Annotated in this window: 16 protein-coding genes and 4 tRNA genes; 6 read left to right on the forward strand and 14 right to left on the reverse strand. The window is 58.7% G+C overall.

Annotated features, from left to right (window positions below; all coding sequences use genetic code 11):
* Positions 1-42: 42 nt before the first annotated feature.
* From tig to BXA01_RS06005, 5 genes are all read right to left on the reverse strand, one after another.
* A complete protein-coding gene (tig, locus tag BXA01_RS05985; RefSeq protein WP_016775337.1) occupies positions 43-1,353 on the reverse strand; it encodes a trigger factor in 1,311 nt (436 codons plus the stop codon).
* A 402-nt stretch (positions 1,354-1,755) separates the two neighbouring features.
* A tRNA-His gene (locus BXA01_RS05990) sits at positions 1,756-1,831 on the reverse strand.
* A 77-nt stretch (positions 1,832-1,908) separates the two neighbouring features.
* A tRNA-Leu gene (locus tag BXA01_RS05995) sits at positions 1,909-1,993 on the reverse strand.
* A 57-nt stretch (positions 1,994-2,050) separates the two neighbouring features.
* A tRNA-His gene (locus BXA01_RS06000) sits at positions 2,051-2,126 on the reverse strand.
* Positions 2,127-2,158: 32 nt separating this feature from the next.
* Positions 2,159-2,235, reverse strand: a tRNA-Arg gene (locus tag BXA01_RS06005).
* Between the two features lie 275 nt (positions 2,236-2,510).
* On the opposite strand from BXA01_RS06005, the gene folD reads away from it, so the two are divergent.
* Positions 2,511-3,365: a bifunctional methylenetetrahydrofolate dehydrogenase/methenyltetrahydrofolate cyclohydrolase FolD gene (folD, locus tag BXA01_RS06010; protein ID WP_016775338.1), complete on the forward strand. Its 855-nt coding sequence runs from the start codon at positions 2,511-2,513 to the stop codon at positions 3,363-3,365.
* A gap of 230 nt (positions 3,366-3,595) precedes the next feature.
* Positions 3,596-4,534, forward strand: coding sequence for a D-alanyl-D-alanine endopeptidase (gene pbpG, locus BXA01_RS06015; protein ID WP_073471341.1), 939 nt, complete (start codon positions 3,596-3,598; stop codon positions 4,532-4,534).
* A gap of 54 nt (positions 4,535-4,588) precedes the next feature.
* Here pbpG and BXA01_RS06020 read toward each other — a convergent pair whose 3' ends face one another.
* From BXA01_RS06020 to BXA01_RS06030, 3 genes are all read right to left on the reverse strand, one after another.
* A complete protein-coding gene (locus tag BXA01_RS06020) occupies positions 4,589-4,795 on the reverse strand; it encodes a hypothetical protein (protein ID WP_071172948.1) in 207 nt (68 codons plus the stop codon).
* A gap of 12 nt (positions 4,796-4,807) precedes the next feature.
* The gene (locus BXA01_RS06025; protein ID WP_076563565.1) at positions 4,808-5,014 is read right to left on the reverse strand and encodes a DUF6021 family protein; all 207 of its coding nucleotides are present in this window, start codon (positions 5,012-5,014) and stop codon (positions 4,808-4,810) included.
* A 90-nt stretch (positions 5,015-5,104) separates the two neighbouring features.
* Positions 5,105-5,776, reverse strand: a complete 672-nt coding sequence (locus BXA01_RS06030) for a peptidase C39 family protein (RefSeq protein WP_076563566.1) — start codon at positions 5,774-5,776, stop codon at positions 5,105-5,107.
* Between the two features lie 234 nt (positions 5,777-6,010).
* Between BXA01_RS06030 and BXA01_RS27095 the strand changes: the two genes are divergently transcribed.
* Entirely contained in the window at positions 6,011-6,175 is a 165-nt protein-coding gene (locus BXA01_RS27095; protein WP_164488349.1) for a hypothetical protein, read from the forward strand.
* Between the two features lie 126 nt (positions 6,176-6,301).
* Here the strand turns inward: BXA01_RS27095 and BXA01_RS06035 are convergent, their stop codons facing one another.
* Both BXA01_RS06035 and BXA01_RS06040 read right to left on the reverse strand, forming a co-directional pair.
* Positions 6,302-7,051 carry a TerC family protein gene (locus tag BXA01_RS06035; protein WP_016775343.1) on the reverse strand — a complete coding sequence of 250 codons (750 nt, stop codon included), beginning with the start codon at positions 7,049-7,051 and terminating at the stop codon, positions 6,302-6,304.
* 29 nt (positions 7,052-7,080) lie between these two features.
* Positions 7,081-7,323, reverse strand: coding sequence for a hypothetical protein (locus BXA01_RS06040; RefSeq protein ID WP_024013465.1), 243 nt, complete (start codon positions 7,321-7,323; stop codon positions 7,081-7,083).
* A 133-nt stretch (positions 7,324-7,456) separates the two neighbouring features.
* Between BXA01_RS06040 and nhaR the strand changes: the two genes are divergently transcribed.
* Positions 7,457-8,356, forward strand: coding sequence for a transcriptional activator NhaR (nhaR, locus tag BXA01_RS06045; RefSeq protein WP_016775345.1), 900 nt, complete (start codon positions 7,457-7,459; stop codon positions 8,354-8,356).
* Here the strand turns inward: nhaR and BXA01_RS06050 are convergent.
* A complete protein-coding gene (locus BXA01_RS06050) occupies positions 8,351-9,508 on the reverse strand; it encodes an MFS transporter (protein WP_076563567.1) in 1,158 nt (385 codons plus the stop codon). The genes nhaR and BXA01_RS06050 overlap by 6 nt on opposite strands.
* Before the next feature lie 307 nt (positions 9,509-9,815).
* Between BXA01_RS06050 and sstT the strand changes: the two genes are divergently transcribed.
* Positions 9,816-11,048 (forward strand): serine/threonine transporter SstT, encoded by a 1,233-nt coding sequence (sstT, locus tag BXA01_RS06055; protein ID WP_024013468.1) that lies wholly within the window; start codon positions 9,816-9,818, stop codon positions 11,046-11,048.
* Between the two features lie 158 nt (positions 11,049-11,206).
* Here sstT and BXA01_RS06060 read toward each other — a convergent pair whose 3' ends face one another.
* Positions 11,207-11,716 carry a DUF1993 domain-containing protein gene (locus BXA01_RS06060; RefSeq protein ID WP_016775348.1) on the reverse strand — a complete coding sequence of 170 codons (510 nt, stop codon included), beginning with the start codon at positions 11,714-11,716 and terminating at the stop codon, positions 11,207-11,209.
* A 125-nt stretch (positions 11,717-11,841) separates the two neighbouring features.
* On the opposite strand from BXA01_RS06060, the gene BXA01_RS06065 reads away from it, so the two are divergent.
* Complete coding sequence (locus tag BXA01_RS06065; protein ID WP_041477166.1) at positions 11,842-12,486, forward strand: YceH family protein; 645 nt, start codon at positions 11,842-11,844, stop codon at positions 12,484-12,486.
* Between the two features lie 128 nt (positions 12,487-12,614).
* Here BXA01_RS06065 and BXA01_RS06070 read toward each other — a convergent pair whose 3' ends face one another.
* Together BXA01_RS06070 and BXA01_RS06075 are read right to left on the reverse strand one after the other, a co-directional pair.
* Positions 12,615-13,133: a cupin domain-containing protein gene (locus BXA01_RS06070; RefSeq protein WP_076563568.1), complete on the reverse strand. Its 519-nt coding sequence runs from the start codon at positions 13,131-13,133 to the stop codon at positions 12,615-12,617.
* A gap of 200 nt (positions 13,134-13,333) precedes the next feature.
* The gene (locus BXA01_RS06075; RefSeq protein ID WP_076563569.1) at positions 13,334-14,152 is read right to left on the reverse strand and encodes a shikimate 5-dehydrogenase; all 819 of its coding nucleotides are present in this window, start codon (positions 14,150-14,152) and stop codon (positions 13,334-13,336) included.
* Positions 14,153-14,159 lie beyond the last annotated feature (7 nt).

Consider the following 14,159-nt stretch of genomic DNA (forward strand, 5'->3'; position numbering starts at 1 on the left):
TCGAGAGCTGGCTTATGGTGTGCACTTCTAACGCAAAATCAATCAGTCGGCTGCTGGAGCTTCTACCGGCTTGACTGCTTCTTCGTAGGAGACCGATTTGTCGGTCACACTAGCTTTCTGCAGAACAGTATCCACAACTTGTTCTTCCAGCACAACCGAACGCACTTCGTTCAGTTGCTGCTCGTTTTTGTAGTACCACGACACGACCTGCTCTGGCTCCTGGTAAGCGGAAGCCATTTCCTGAATCATTTCGCGAACGCGAGCTTCATCAGGCTTCAGATCGAACTGCTTGACCACTTCAGCAACGATCAGGCCCAGCACGACGCGGCGCTTGGCTTGCTCTTCGAACAGCTCGGCCGGCAGTTGGTCTGGCTTGATGTTGCCGCCGAACTGCTGAACAGCCTGCACGCGCAGACGGTCAACTTCGTTGGACAGCAGAGCCTTTGGCACTTCGATCGGGTTGGTGGCCAGCAGACCGTCCATTACCTGATTCTTGACCTTGGATTTGATCGCCTGACGCAGTTCACGCTCCATGTTCTTGCGAACTTCGGTGCGGAAACCGTCGATGCCGCTTTCCTTGATGCCGAATTGAGCGAAGAACTCTTCGTTCAGCTCAGGCAGCTTAGGCTCGGACACAGTGTTGACGGTCACGGTGAACTCGGCGGTTTTGCCAGCCAGGTCCAGGTTCTGATAGTCCTCAGGGAAGGTCAGGTTCAGAACGCGTTCTTCGCCAGCTTTAGCGCCAACCAGGCCTTCTTCGAAGCCCGGGATCATGCGGCCGGAACCCAGCACCAGCTGAGTACCCTTGGCGGAGCCGCCAGCGAACACTTCGCCGTCAACCTTGCCAACGAAATCGATGTTCAGCTGATCTTCGTTCTGCGCAGCACGGTCGGCCACTTCGAAACGGGTGTTCTGCTTGCGCAGGATGTCGAGCATCTTGTCCAGGTCAGCGTCAGCCACTTCAGCGCTCAGACGCTCAACGGTGATGCCTTCGAAGCCAGCAACGGTGAACTCAGGGAAGACTTCGAATACAGCAACGTATTCCAGATCCTTGCCCGCTTCGAGCGACTTTGGCTCGATCGAAGGCGAACCGGCAGGGTTGAGCTTCTGCTCGACCACAGCTTCGTAGAAGGAAGACTGGATGACGTCGCCTACCGCTTCCTGACGCGCATCAGCACCGAAACGGCGCTTGATTTCGCTCATTGGCACTTTGCCTGGACGGAAGCCAGCAATTTTGGCCTTTTGGGCAGTCTGCTGCAGACGCTTGTTGACCTGAGTCTCGATGCGCTCTGCCGGCACGGTGACGCTCATGCGGCGCTCGAGAGCAGTAGTATTTTCAACAGAAACTTGCATGGATATTCCTCGTTGCACAGACGTTAGCCGGCCGTTTCCGACCCCAGAATCAAGGGCATGCATTCTAGTGGGTCAAACTCAAGAAGTCACCCTACTGGAAACGGGTAAAAAAACAGCAGGCAATTTATAGGGAGCGCCGCACGAATGCCGTGCACTCCACTGGCGAATACAAGCGATCACGTCAGGGCTCTGCAACAACGCTTCTATATATAGAAGCAACTACCAGATAGGCCCCGACAGGCGTTCCGGCAAAACCGGAACGACGAGCAGTTCAGCGTCATCCGATCCTTTAAAAGCGATGAAGTGCCCTGCCCTGCGCTTCGAAATCGGCCATGGCCGGTTTTCGAAACCGCTAAAACAAAAAAAGGCGCCAGACTGTTAAATCTGGCGCCTTTCGAAATATGGGGTGGACGATGGGGATCGAACCCACGACAACGGGAGTCACAATCCCGTGCTCTACCAACTGAGCTACGCCCACCATATTGCGTAACAAAAAAGCCAAACAACTTCTTTGTCGAAACTTCATCAGGCCCTAGGCACAGATGAAGCTTTATTTGGTGCGGATGAAGAGACTCGAACTCTTACGCCTCGCGGCGCTGGAACCTAAATCCAGTGTGTCTACCAATTCCACCACATCCGCGGATGAAGCTTTTAAAGCAAAGGCGCCAGACCGTTAAATCTGGCGCCTTTCGAAATATGGGGTGGACGATGGGGATCGAACCCACGACAACGGGAGTCACAATCCCGTGCTCTACCAACTGAGCTACGCCCACCATATCGCGTTACTTGTGCCAAAGCTGCCTAATGGCGCACCCGGCAGGACTCGAACCTGCGACCATCCGCTTAGAAGGCGGATGCTCTATCCAGCTGAGCTACGGGCGCCTTGTTAATCTGTACTCTTAAAGGACTACAAACTAAGTGCTTTCCAGTGTCGCAGAACCTCGATTCCGCTTCACCTTCTTAACCAGTGCTAGGCTGTGCCCGACAAGTGCGACGAATAGTATAGAGGGCTCCAAAGGTCGTCAAATCCTTTTTGAAAAAAATTCATTTAATTAAAGGAGTTAGAGGAATTTGCTGACCAAGCGCCTTTGCCCTCACCGCTCGACATGCGAGAATGCGTTCTCATTTTTTCCCCTCTCGATGGTTAATCACGCGCAATGACTGCACAACTAATCGACGGCAAATCGATCGCCGCCAGCCTGCGCCAGCAGATCGCCCAACGAGTTGCCGAGCGTCGCCAGCAAGGCCTGCGCACCCCCGGCCTCGCGGTGATCCTGGTCGGCAGCGATCCTGCCTCTCAGGTTTATGTCTCGCACAAGCGTAAAGACTGTGAAGAGGTTGGCTTCCTCTCTCAAGCCTACGACCTGCCCTCCGACACCACCCAGGACGCCCTGACCGATCTGATCGATCGCCTCAACGACGATCCGGCTATCGACGGCGTTCTCCTGCAATTGCCTCTGCCCGAACACCTCGACGCGTCCAAGCTGCTGGAACGCATTCGCCCGGATAAAGACGTCGACGGTTTCCATCCGTACAACGTCGGTCGCCTGGCCCAGCGCATCCCGCTGCTGCGCCCCTGCACCCCGAAAGGCATCATGACTTTGCTGGAAAGCACTGGCGCTGATCTTTACGGTATGGATGCGGTAGTCGTTGGCGCCTCCAATATCGTCGGTCGCCCGATGGCCATGGAATTGCTGCTGGCCGGCTGCACCGTCACCGTGACTCACCGCTTCACCAAGGATCTGGCGGGCCACGTCGGCCGCGCTGATCTGGTGGTCGTTGCCGCCGGCAAGCCGGGCCTGGTCAAGGGCGAGTGGATCAAGGAAGGCGCGATCGTGATCGACGTCGGCATCAACCGTCAGGACGACGGCAAACTGGTCGGTGACGTTGTCTACGAAACCGCCCTGCCCCGCGCCGGCTGGATCACCCCGGTACCCGGCGGCGTTGGCCCGATGACCCGCGCCTGCCTGCTGGAAAACACGCTCTACGCCGCAGAAACACTGCACGTCTGATCGAATTTTTCCGCTGCACCAGAACCCCGCCTCGTGCGGGGTTTTTCATGCCTGAGAAAAAACTTCAACCGTTCGCCGGAAACCGCTCTTTTTACAGGCCTTTTCACGAGATTTTCAGGTCTTACAAACAACCATCGACAGTTCTTCAGCCATACTCCTAAAATGCGCCGGTTTTAAGAAATAACCCGTTACAAACTAACGGTATATCCAACCTTTTAGAGTTCGCCCGCGTGAAAATTCGTCTCTCGATTCTGAGCCTGTTGTTTGCTGTTACAGGCACATTCATCACGCCAACGATCAACGCTGCGGAAACCACCGCTGCTCCACGTGACGCTTCGACATTGAAGATCGCGTCCGGCAGCGCCCTGCTCATGGATATGCAGACCAATAAAGTCATCTATTCCAGCAACCCTGACGTGATCGTGCCGATCGCTTCCGTCAGCAAGCTGATGACTGGCCTGGTCGTGGTGGAAGCTCGACAGAACATGGACGAATGGATCGATGTCGATATCAGGAACACCCCGGAAATGAAGGGTGTGTTCTCCCGCGTCAAACTCAAGAGTGAGCTGCCGCGCCGCGAGATGCTGCTGATCGCCTTGATGTCTTCGGAAAACCGTGCCGCCGCCAGCCTCGCGCACCACTATCCGGGTGGCTACGCTGCTTTTATTGCGGCAATGAACGCCAAGGCCAAGGCGCTGGGGATGACCAGCACGCACTTTGTCGAGCCGACCGGCCTGTCGGAGCGCAACGTTTCCACCGCCCGCGACCTGAGCAAATTGCTGGTGGCCGCGCACAAGCAACCGCTTCTGGTGCAACTGACCACCACCAAGGAAAAGACCGTGGCGTTCCGCAAGCCCAACTACACCTTGGGCTTCCGCAATACCGACCACTTGGTTAACAAGGCCGATTGGGACATCAAGATTACCAAGACCGGTTTTACCAATCCGGCCGGCCATTGCCTGGTGCTGGTGACGAAGATGGGCAACCGTCCGGTCGCCTTGGTGATTCTCGATGCGTTTGGCAAATACACGCATTTTGCCGACGCCAGCCGTATCCGCAGCTGGGTGGAAACCGGGCGCAGCGCCAGTGTTCCAGCGGTGGCACAGCAGTACAAAGCCGACAAGAACCTCAAGAGCCGTCAGAGCGGCGTGGTCGAGGCGGCGAAGTAGATTCAGCGATCATGAAAAAGCCCCGAATGTTCGGGGCTTTTTTTCGTCTGCGCATCAGTCGTTGGGCAGCGGCATTTTGTCGTCATCGGGGATGCCATCGCCCGAGCTCGGCTCTGGCGAAACCTCCGGCGTCAGCACATTTGGCCGCGCCATCGGGTCGCGCATCGGGCTGTCCGGGTCCAGCACCGGATCAACCTCCGGCTCCGGCGTGGTCGGTACGCTGTCAGGTTTGTGGTCATCAAAGCTTGAATCGGTACTCATACGCACCTCACATCAAGGTTTCAGATCGGCTAACGGATCATAGGGCTTGGCCGGTTTCTTCGGATCTTCACCGGGCTCGACATCCAGCGGGGCTTTCGCCGGACCGACCGGATCAACTTGCGGATCGTCGAGGTCCGGCGAATCCGGATCGAAGCCCAGATCATCGCCCGAGGAATGTTCGGACGAGTGTGGGCCTTTCGGGTTTTGGGAATCTGCCATGTTGCCTCCTTGATTCACCCGCGAAGCACGGGCATTAATCTTCAGAGGCTCGCCGGGCGCAGTCGTGCCCGGCAGATGACGAACGGAGGCTTATTGCGCCGCCAGAGCCTTTCGCGCCTGCGCCGCAGCGTTTTCTTCACCGGCCTGGGCCAGTTCATCGGCGGCTTTCAGCCAACGGGAGCGGTCGACGGCTGCCGGGATCTGCGACGGTTTCTGAATCAGGATTGCCCAGCCACCGGCCTTTTCGAGCGCTGATTCAAAGCTGCCGAAATCCATCAACTGCCGACGATTCATGCCGGCGCGCAGCAGGACCTTCTGTTTGTTGCGGTCGTAGCCGGACAGGATCGCGTAACGCGGCTCAGCCCAGAATGCCGAACCTTCGCTGAAACGCACCATGACCGGATAGCCCGCTGCGACTTGGGTCAGCAAGGCTGGCAGCTTGCTGTCGAGCGGATAAACCACCAGGCCATATTCGCGGGCAAGGTTCTGCATGTTCTGCTGCAGCTTGTCCTCGGCGCCCGGCAAGTGCAGCGGTTTTTCCAGAAGGCCCGGGGTGATGACGATGCCTTGTTGCGACAACAGGCTTGCCAGCACCTGTGGCCCGCTCTGATTGGCTTCGCCACGATAAAAAGTGCCGCTGAGTTCAACCCGCTCCGGCAAGCGTTTGACTTCTGGCGCTACGTTGCCCGCACATCCGCTCAGCAACACCGCGCAAGCGCCGGCAAGCAACGCTCCGCGCACTCGAGAAAATACCTGCACCATTGTCACTCTCTTCCAGACGCCGGTCATCGTGTTCCGGCAACGCCAGCGATCATAGAGCCGCACCCGCCTGCGGTATAGCCTTAAACCGCAGAGCGGGCGATTGCATAGAGCAAACTGATTGGTCACTAACGACCTTTGGTCAATAGCTTGAAACACCCCATTGACTAGACTGTCACTGAAATAGAGCGAATTGCGAAAAGCGAGCGCCCGACGCAGGGCGAAGAGGAGGCACTAATGAGCCTGACCATGACCATTGTGATGTTGATAGCCGGCTGGCTGGCCGTGGCGACTGCCATGTTGTGGGGTGTGCTGCGGATTTCGCGGCGGCATCATCCGGTGCAGACGATGCCGGTTGAGAAAACAGAGAAGCATCCAGTGCGGCACGCTGCTGCGCATTGAAGACCAACAAGGTCCTTCCCTCATGAGAGCGCTAAGCAGCAGCGCGCTCTCGATAACTCAGCAAAAGGTGAATAAAAAAACCGCCTGAGCTCAACCAGCCCAGGCGGTTTTTTGTGTTCTCAGCAATTACGCCTGCTGAGCAACCTTCTTCTGCTTCGCCCGGCGCGACAGCATGTTCAACACTTCGATACCGGCCGAGAACGCCATGGCTGCGTACACATAACCTTTCGGAACATGGGCGCCGAAGCCCTCAGCGATCAGCGTCATGCCGATCATGATCAGGAAGCCCAGCGCCAACATGACCACGGTCGGGTTGTCGTTGATGAACTTGGCCAGCGGATCAGCCGCGAGCAGCATCACCAGCACCGACACCACCACCGCGATGATCATGATCGGCAAGTGTTCAGTCATGCCGACAGCGGTAATGATGCTGTCGATCGAGAACACCATGTCGAGCATCAGGATCTGACCGATAGCCGCGGCAAAACCAAGCGTTACGGTGGAAGTCGCGGTCTTCGGGTCTTCCGGCGACGGGTCCATGCTGTGATGGATCTCGGTCGTGGCTTTCCACACCAGGAACAGGCCACCGGCGATCAGGATCATGTCCTTCCAGGAGAACGCCTGGCCAAGGATTTCGATCACAGGCTCGGTCAACTGCACGATGAACGCGATGGTGCTCAACAGGGCCAGACGCAGAATCAGGGCCATGCCGATACCGATACGGCGCGCCTTCTGCCGATGCTGTTCGGGCAGTTTGTTGGTCAGGATCGAAATAAAGATCAGGTTATCGATGCCGAGCACGATTTCCATTACCACCAGTGTGGCCAAAGCAACCCAAGCGGTGGGGCTGGCGGCGAGTTCTAACAGATATTCCATGGGTCAGTCCTGACTCTGTGTAAGACGGTTTAGATGGTCTTGGAGGAAGATTCGGATTCTTCCGCTTGTTTTTCCGGTGTTTCTTTTTTCTCGATCAAACCACCGGTGGCATCACTGAGCGCTTGCTCGGCGGCTTTATGGGTGTCGTCGATTGCTTGTTTGGCGGTTTCAGCCGCCGCGCCCATCAGTTGCTGGGCGCTTTTTTCCGCTTGGTCGCAACCGGCCAGAACCAGTAAAGACGCAAACATCACTGCGGGAAATGTGTATTTCATAAAGTTTCCTTCGAATGAACAGACAGGCGCACACACCGGCCGTCGATGGCTGGGCATTCTAGGGAGATGAACACTTCAGGAAAATTCGTATTTTTAGCGGCTATACTTCGGTTTTCACGAAGTGGCGATCGATATGCTCAATTACCGACAACTGCATTACTTCTGGGTTGTGGCCAAGACCGGCAGCATTGTTCGCGCCTGCGAGCAGCTGAACCTGACGCCACAGACCATCAGCGGGCAGATTTCACTGCTTGAGCAAACTTATGGCGTAGAACTGTTTCGCCGGGTTGGCCGACAACTGGAGCTCACCGAAGCCGGGCGCCAGGCCCTGCCCTACGCCGAGCAAATGTTTCAACTGGGCGGCGAGCTGGAGCTGATGCTGCGTGCACAGCCCAACGAGCAGCAGATCCTCTTTCGCGTTGGCGTGGCCGACGTGGTACCCAAATCCATTGTTTATCGCCTGATCGCGCCGACCATGGAATTGAGCGAGCCGCTGCGCATCACCTGCCGCGAGGACAAACTCGAACGTCTGCTCGCCGATCTGGCCATTCAGCGTCTGGATCTGGTGATTTCCGACAGTCCGATGCCTTCGCATCTGGACATCAAAGGCTACAGCCAGAAGCTCGGTGAGTGCGGGATCAGCTTCTTCGCCACCGCCGAACTTGCCGCGCAGTATGGCCAGGATTTCCCGCGCAGCCTGCACGGCGCACCGTTGCTGATTCCCGGCGCGGAAACCGTGGTGCGCAGCCGTTTGCAGCGCTGGTTCGCCGAACAGCAGATCCAGCCGCAGATTGTCGGCGAGTTCGATGACAGTGCTTTGATGCAGGCCTTCGGCCAATCCGGCAGCGGGATCTTTATCGGCCCGAGCGTGATTGCCGAGGAAGTGAAGCGCCAGTACGGCGTCGAGTTGATCGGCCAGACCGACGCCGTGAGCGAGTCGTTCTATGCCATCTCAGTGGAGCGCAAGGTCAAGCACCCTGGCATCGTAGCGATTACCGAGGGTGCCCGACGCGAGCTGTTTACCGGGTTATGAAGCGCAGACTTCACGCGGCTTCAGCGTCATCAGCACCATGGCGAGGAACACCGACAGCAAAATGAAGCCGGCAGCGGCAAAGCCGAGAAAGCCCAGCCCGGCACTGTCGATCACCCGGCCGCCGACCATCGCGCCCAGGCCGATGCCGAGATTGGCCCCGGCGATGTTCAGCGACGCGGCAAAGGCCGGCGCTTCCGGCGCGGCTTTCATCAGGCGCACATGGCTGACCAGGAACAACGCCGCCTGAGTCACGCCCCAGATGCCCATCGCCACCGCCAGACCCACTGGCGAATGAATGTTCGGCACCAGCGAAACCATGCCCGCGATCATGAACGCACAGAACAACACCGACGCCCCCAGCGGATGCCGATCCACCGCACGCCCGCCGAGCGAGTTGCCGACCAGCCCGACTGCGCCAAACGCCATCAGGCACCAGCCGACCACGGTGCCGTTGAAACCGGCAAGTCGTTCGAGGATGTCAGCAAGGTAGGTGTAAGCGGTGAACATGCCGCTGAACACCAGAATCGACAACAAGATATGGCCGAGCATCAGCGGGCTGCGCAGGATCTTGAACTGCGAACGGAAGCTGACCTGATGCTGGTGCAGACTGGTTTTCGGCAGATAGACAAACAGCAGCAAGGCTTTGGCAAACGCGATCAACGCCAGAATGCCGAATGCGCTGCGCCAGCCGAACGCATCGGAAATCAGCGTACCGACCGGAATGCCGAACACCGTAGCGCAGACGATACCGAAGCCGATCTTGGCGATGGCGCGGCCGGCGAAATCCGGGCCGACGATATCCACCGCCGTCTCGCTGGCCAAGGCCCAGAACACCGGCAAACCCAACGCAGGAATCAGACGCGCGATGGCCATCACCCAGATATTCGGCGCCAACGCTGCAACGGTATTGGCCAGACCGAACATGATCAGAATGCTGATGAACAGTTTGCGCCGTTCAAAACGGGCGAAATACGCGGTCAGGAATGGGCCGAACAGCGCCACGGTAAAGGCAAACAAGGTCACCAGCAGCCCGGCTTGCGGGATGCTGACTTCTAGGTCTCGGGCGATCGCCGGCAACAGGCCGACAATGACGAATTCCGTGGTCAGCACCGTGAACCCGGCGGCGGACAACAGAAGAATAGGCAACAGCATGCGCAACTCCAGCAAAACGACGACACCAGCGATGACCCGGAGGCCCGCTGGCAGAACTTGAAAATGAGGATGGCGAAGCTTAACAGACTGCGTCCGCACTGAGTTGCCCAAAACTGCCGATCTGCCGGGTCGATCCGGTGGCAGATCGTCACAGGCCTGAAGGTTCACGCCTACGCTGTGATAAAGTCCGCGCCCTGAAAATCGTACAGCTGTTCAACGTGCCGTTTGGCGGCGTTGATGTCACTTCGACAGGCGTTTCGTGACTGCCCACGACGCTTCGCACCCTATAAAAAACAGAGATGCCGCTATGACCGCTTCATCCCCTTCGTTACTGCAACGCCTGAAACGCCTGAGTCTGGTCAGCCAGATCGTCATTGGTCTGATCGCCGGTATTGCCCTGGCCCTGATTGCACCGGAGCTGGCGAAGTCCACTGCGTTCATCGGCAAGGTATTTGTCTCGGCATTGAAAGCCGTGGCGCCGATTCTGGTGTTCGTGTTGGTGATGGCCTCGATCGCCAACCACAAGCACGGCCAGGAAACCCACATCCGGCCAATCCTGTTCCTTTACCTGCTGGGCACATTCAGCGCTGCGGTGGTGGCCGTGGTCGCCAGCATGGCGTTCCCGTCGAATCTGGTGTTGTCCACCGAGAACGTTGCCGTGACTGCGCCCGGCGGCATCGGCGAAGTGCTGCAAAGCCTGTTGCTGAGCGTCGTCGATAACCCGGTCAGCGCGCTGATGAATGCCAACTTCATCGGCATTCTGGCCTGGGCGATCGGCATGGGCATTGCCATCCGCCACGCTGGCGACACCACTCGCGAAGTTCTCGGTGACTTGTCCAACGGCGTCACCGTGATCGTCCGCGTGGTCATTCGCTTCGCGCCGCTGGGCATCTTTGGCCTGGTCGCGTCGACACTGGCCACCTCCGGTTTCGGCGCGCTGCTCGGCTACGCGCACCTGCTGGCGGTGCTGCTGGGCTGCATGCTGTTTGTCGCGCTGGTGATGAACCCGCTGATCGTGTTCTGGAAGCTGCGCCGCAATCCGTACCCGTTGACCCTGATGTGCCTGCGCGAAAGCGGTATCACCGCGTTCTTCACCCGCAGCTCGGCGGCGAACATTCCGGTCAACCTGGAATTGAGCAAGCGCCTGGGCCTGCACGAAGACACCTACTCGGTATCGATCCCGCTCGGCGCGACCATCAACATGGCCGGTGCGGCGATCACCATTACCGTGCTGACCCTGGCGGCGGTGCACACTTTAGGCATCGCAGTGGACATTCCGACCGCAATCCTGCTCAGCGTCGTCGCCGCGATTTGCGCCTGTGGTGCTTCGGGTGTGGCCGGTGGTTCGCTGCTGCTGATTCCGCTGGCGTGCAGCCTGTTCGGCATCCCGAGCGAGATTGCCATGCAGGTCGTGGCGGTGGGCTTCATTATTGGCGTGCTGCAGGATTCGGCGGAGACCGCACTGAACTCGTCGACTGACGTGCTGTTTACAGCGGCAGCTTGCCTGGGCGAGGAAGAGAAGGCTCAGCGTACGGCGTAACCGCCTTACCTTGTGGGAGCGAGCCTGCTCGCGAAAGGGGCGAGACATTCAGCATTAATATCGCCTGATACGCCGCATTCGCGAGCAAGCTCGCTCCCACAGAAAAACAAAAGCCCGCCAAGGCGCGAACCTTGGCGGGCTTTTTCGTATCCGGGTTTTTAGAACGCGCCCATGTAATCGCGCTTGCCCACTTCAACACCGTTATGACGCAGCAGCGCGTAGGTGGTGGTGACGTGGAAGAAGAACTGCGGCAGGCCGTAAGTCAGCAGATACGCCTGACCACTGAAGCGCTTCTCCTTCGGCGTGCCCGGACGGGTCACGATTTCGATGCCTTCCTTGCCATCGATTTGCTCTGGCTTGATCTCGCCGATGAAGGCCAGGACCTTGGCGATCAACGCTTGCAGCTCGGCAAAGGTGGTTTCAGTGTCGTCGTACTTCGGCAGTTCGACTTCGGCCAGACGCGCCGACACGCCTTTGGCGAAATCCACGGCGATCTGCACCTGACGCACCAGCGGGAACATGTCCGGGTACAGACGCGCTTGCAGGAAGACGCTCTGGTCGATGTTTTTCGCGCTGGCGTGGGCTTCGGCCTTTTTCAGCACATCGCTCAGGGCGTTGAGCATTTGTTGAAAAACCGGGACGGATGCGGCGTACAGTGAAATGGTCATGGCAATCTCATGTGATGGCTGGGTAATACGTGGTGGCGATTATAGCCATGCTTGATGAGCACACGGCTTGCCTTTTGTTTGGCAAGGATTAGGCTAGGCGGCTTCGACTGCAGAGGGAACGCGCGATGAGCAACGAACAAGAATCCACCTCCGAACAGCCACGGTTAAATGCCACGGAAATCCGCATTCTCGGTGCGCTGATCGAAAAACAGGCCACCAGCCCGGAAACCTATCCGCTGACCCTCAACGCGCTGGTGCTGGCCTGCAATCAGAAAACCAGTCGCGAGCCGGTAATGAACCTCAATCAGGGTCAGGTCGGGCAGAGCCTGCGGGCGCTGGAGGGTCGTGGTTTCACCCGGCTGGTGATGGGCAGCCGTGCCGACCGCTGGGAGCACAAGGTAGACAAGGCGCTGGAATTGGTGCCGGCACAGGTGATTCTGACGGGTCTGATGTTTCTGCGCGGTCCGCAGACCGTCAACGAACTGCTTACCCGCAGCGGGCGCATGCACGAGTTCGAGGACGCCGAGCAGGTCGTGCATCAGCTTGAACGCCTTATCGCACGCGGCCTGGCGGTGTTGATTCCGCGTCAGGCCGGGCAGCGTGAGGATCGCTACACCCATGCCTTGGGCGATCCGGCGGATATCGAGGCGATATTGGCGGCGCGGCAGAATCCTGGGGAGCGCTCGAGCGCTGGCGTTTCCCTGGAGCGTATCGAGGAACTGGAAGCGCGGATCGCAGCGCTGGAAGAACGCCTGGCCCGCCTCGAATAATCGCAACAGAACCTCTGTGGGAGCGAGCCTGCTCGCGAAAGCGTAGTGTCAGTCACCACGATCTTGAATGATCCGCCGCCTTCGCGAGCAGGCTCGCTCCCACAGGGGACATCTGCGAATTTCAGATGTTATTCCCCATCCCAATAATCCACCCCATCCACCTGCCGCGCGACTGCGACAAAGCCCGAGGCCTTGCCCTCGGCATCCACCGTGAAATTATCCATCACCGCATACTTGTTCGAATCCGGGTACTCGCAGATTTCCGGCTGCTGCTGAGTGCTCACCGCCAGATAACGCAGTTCGCCCGCGCTGGTATTGATGATCTGGTGAGCCTTCTCCGGTCCGCCCGGTGGGCAGGCGATCACATCACCGGCGCGGATCGGAAAGCGCTCGCCTCCCAACCGCACCTCGCCCTCCCCGGCCACCACGTAGAACATCTCCTCATTGACCCGATGGCTGTGGAACGGACTGCCGCGCATGCCTGCTGGCAGCGCGTACAGACGGTAACCGAGTTTCTGCGCACCGAGTTGCTGGCCGATCCGCGCGAAACGCTGCTGATAACGCCCGGCGGTTTCGCCTTCAGGGGCCAGGGCTTCGGGAAGGGCTTCGAGTTCGACCTCGTTGAGGTTGAGGATGGGCGGATGCATGGGCGGCCTCGGTTATGGTTTTTGTGATGAGCACGTCTGTGCGTGCTGGCGAGGATTATAGATAGTGATCCAGAACCGCAGCGCGGCCTTCGCGAGCAGGCTCGCTCCCACCTTCAATCGCATTCCAACTGGAGGAACACGCTCAATCTGTGGGAGCGAGCCTGCTCGCGAAGAGGCCAGCCCAGCCACTAAAAGATCAATCAGCTGCGCGCAAAATCCACCGCCGCCGCAAACTGCGCCTCATTCGGCCGCACCCCGGTGTACAGGACAAATTGCTCCAGCGCCTGGATCGCAATCACCCCAAGCCCGGTAATCACTCGCTTGCCCTCGGCCCGCGCCCGCACGATCAGCGGCGTCTCCGAAGGGATCGCCACCACGTCGAATACAGTCTCAGCCGCTTTGATCACTTCAGGCTCGAACGCCAGTTGCCCCGCCTCCGGCCCGCCGTCCATGCCTACCGGGGTGACATTGATCAGCATCTGCGGGCGCTCGTCACCCAGCTCGGCCTGCCAGCGATAACCCAGCGAATCCGCCAGGGCGCGCCCGGCCCGCTCGTTACGGGCGACAATCAAACCGTTCTTGTAGCCACCATCGCGCAGGGCGCTGGCCACCGCTTTGGCCATGCCGCCGCTGCCACGCAGAGCGAAGGTCGAATCTTTCGGCACCGCGTGGCTTTCCAGCAATTGCGCGACGGCGATGTAATCGGTGTTGTAGGCCTTGAGATGGCCGCCAGTGTTGACGATGGTGTTGATCGACTGGATCGCCGCCGCCGACGCATCCAGCTCATCGACCAGCGCAATGCAGGCTTCCTTGAACGGCATCGACACGCCGCAGCCGCGAATGCCCAGCGCTCGGATGCCACCGACCGCGCCGGTCAGGTCCTGGCTGCTGAACGCCTTGTAGTAGAAATTCAGGCCCAGCTGTTCATACAAATGGTTGTGAAAACGCAGACCGAAATTCCCCGGGCGCCCCGACAGGGACATGCACAGTTGGGTGTCTTTGTTCGGGTTCATCTGCATGAAACTT

It is taken from the genome of Pseudomonas sp. B10 (assembly GCF_900156235.1).
Taxonomy (GTDB): domain Bacteria; phylum Pseudomonadota; class Gammaproteobacteria; order Pseudomonadales; family Pseudomonadaceae; genus Aquipseudomonas; species Aquipseudomonas siliginis.

Bases quoted from the DNA above. Each gene is read 5' to 3' on its own strand.
- tig (WP_016775337.1), bottom strand. From the start codon at position 1,353: ATGCAAGTTTCTGTTGAAAATACTACTGCTCTCGAGCGCCGCATGAGC.
- folD (WP_016775338.1), top strand. From the start codon at position 2,511: ATGACTGCACAACTAATCGACGGCAAATCGATCGCCGCCAGCCTGCGC.
- BXA01_RS06020 (WP_071172948.1), bottom strand. From the start codon at position 4,795: ATGAGTACCGATTCAAGCTTTGATGACCACAAACCTGACAGCGTACCG.
- BXA01_RS06025 (WP_076563565.1), bottom strand. From the start codon at position 5,014: ATGGCAGATTCCCAAAACCCGAAAGGCCCACACTCGTCCGAACATTCC.
- BXA01_RS06030 (WP_076563566.1), bottom strand. From the start codon at position 5,776: ATGGTGCAGGTATTTTCTCGAGTGCGCGGAGCGTTGCTTGCCGGCGCT.
- BXA01_RS27095 (WP_164488349.1), top strand. From the start codon at position 6,011: ATGAGCCTGACCATGACCATTGTGATGTTGATAGCCGGCTGGCTGGCC.
- BXA01_RS06035 (WP_016775343.1), bottom strand. From the start codon at position 7,051: ATGGAATATCTGTTAGAACTCGCCGCCAGCCCCACCGCTTGGGTTGCT.
- BXA01_RS06040 (WP_024013465.1), bottom strand. From the start codon at position 7,323: ATGAAATACACATTTCCCGCAGTGATGTTTGCGTCTTTACTGGTTCTG.
- nhaR (WP_016775345.1), top strand. From the start codon at position 7,457: ATGCTCAATTACCGACAACTGCATTACTTCTGGGTTGTGGCCAAGACC.
- BXA01_RS06050 (WP_076563567.1), bottom strand. From the start codon at position 9,508: ATGCTGTTGCCTATTCTTCTGTTGTCCGCCGCCGGGTTCACGGTGCTG.
- sstT (WP_024013468.1), top strand. From the start codon at position 9,816: ATGACCGCTTCATCCCCTTCGTTACTGCAACGCCTGAAACGCCTGAGT.
- BXA01_RS06060 (WP_016775348.1), bottom strand. From the start codon at position 11,716: ATGACCATTTCACTGTACGCCGCATCCGTCCCGGTTTTTCAACAAATG.
- BXA01_RS06065 (WP_041477166.1), top strand. From the start codon at position 11,842: ATGAGCAACGAACAAGAATCCACCTCCGAACAGCCACGGTTAAATGCC.
- BXA01_RS06070 (WP_076563568.1), bottom strand. From the start codon at position 13,133: ATGCATCCGCCCATCCTCAACCTCAACGAGGTCGAACTCGAAGCCCTT.
- BXA01_RS06075 (WP_076563569.1), bottom strand. From the start codon at position 14,152: ATGCAGATGAACCCGAACAAAGACACCCAACTGTGCATGTCCCTGTCG.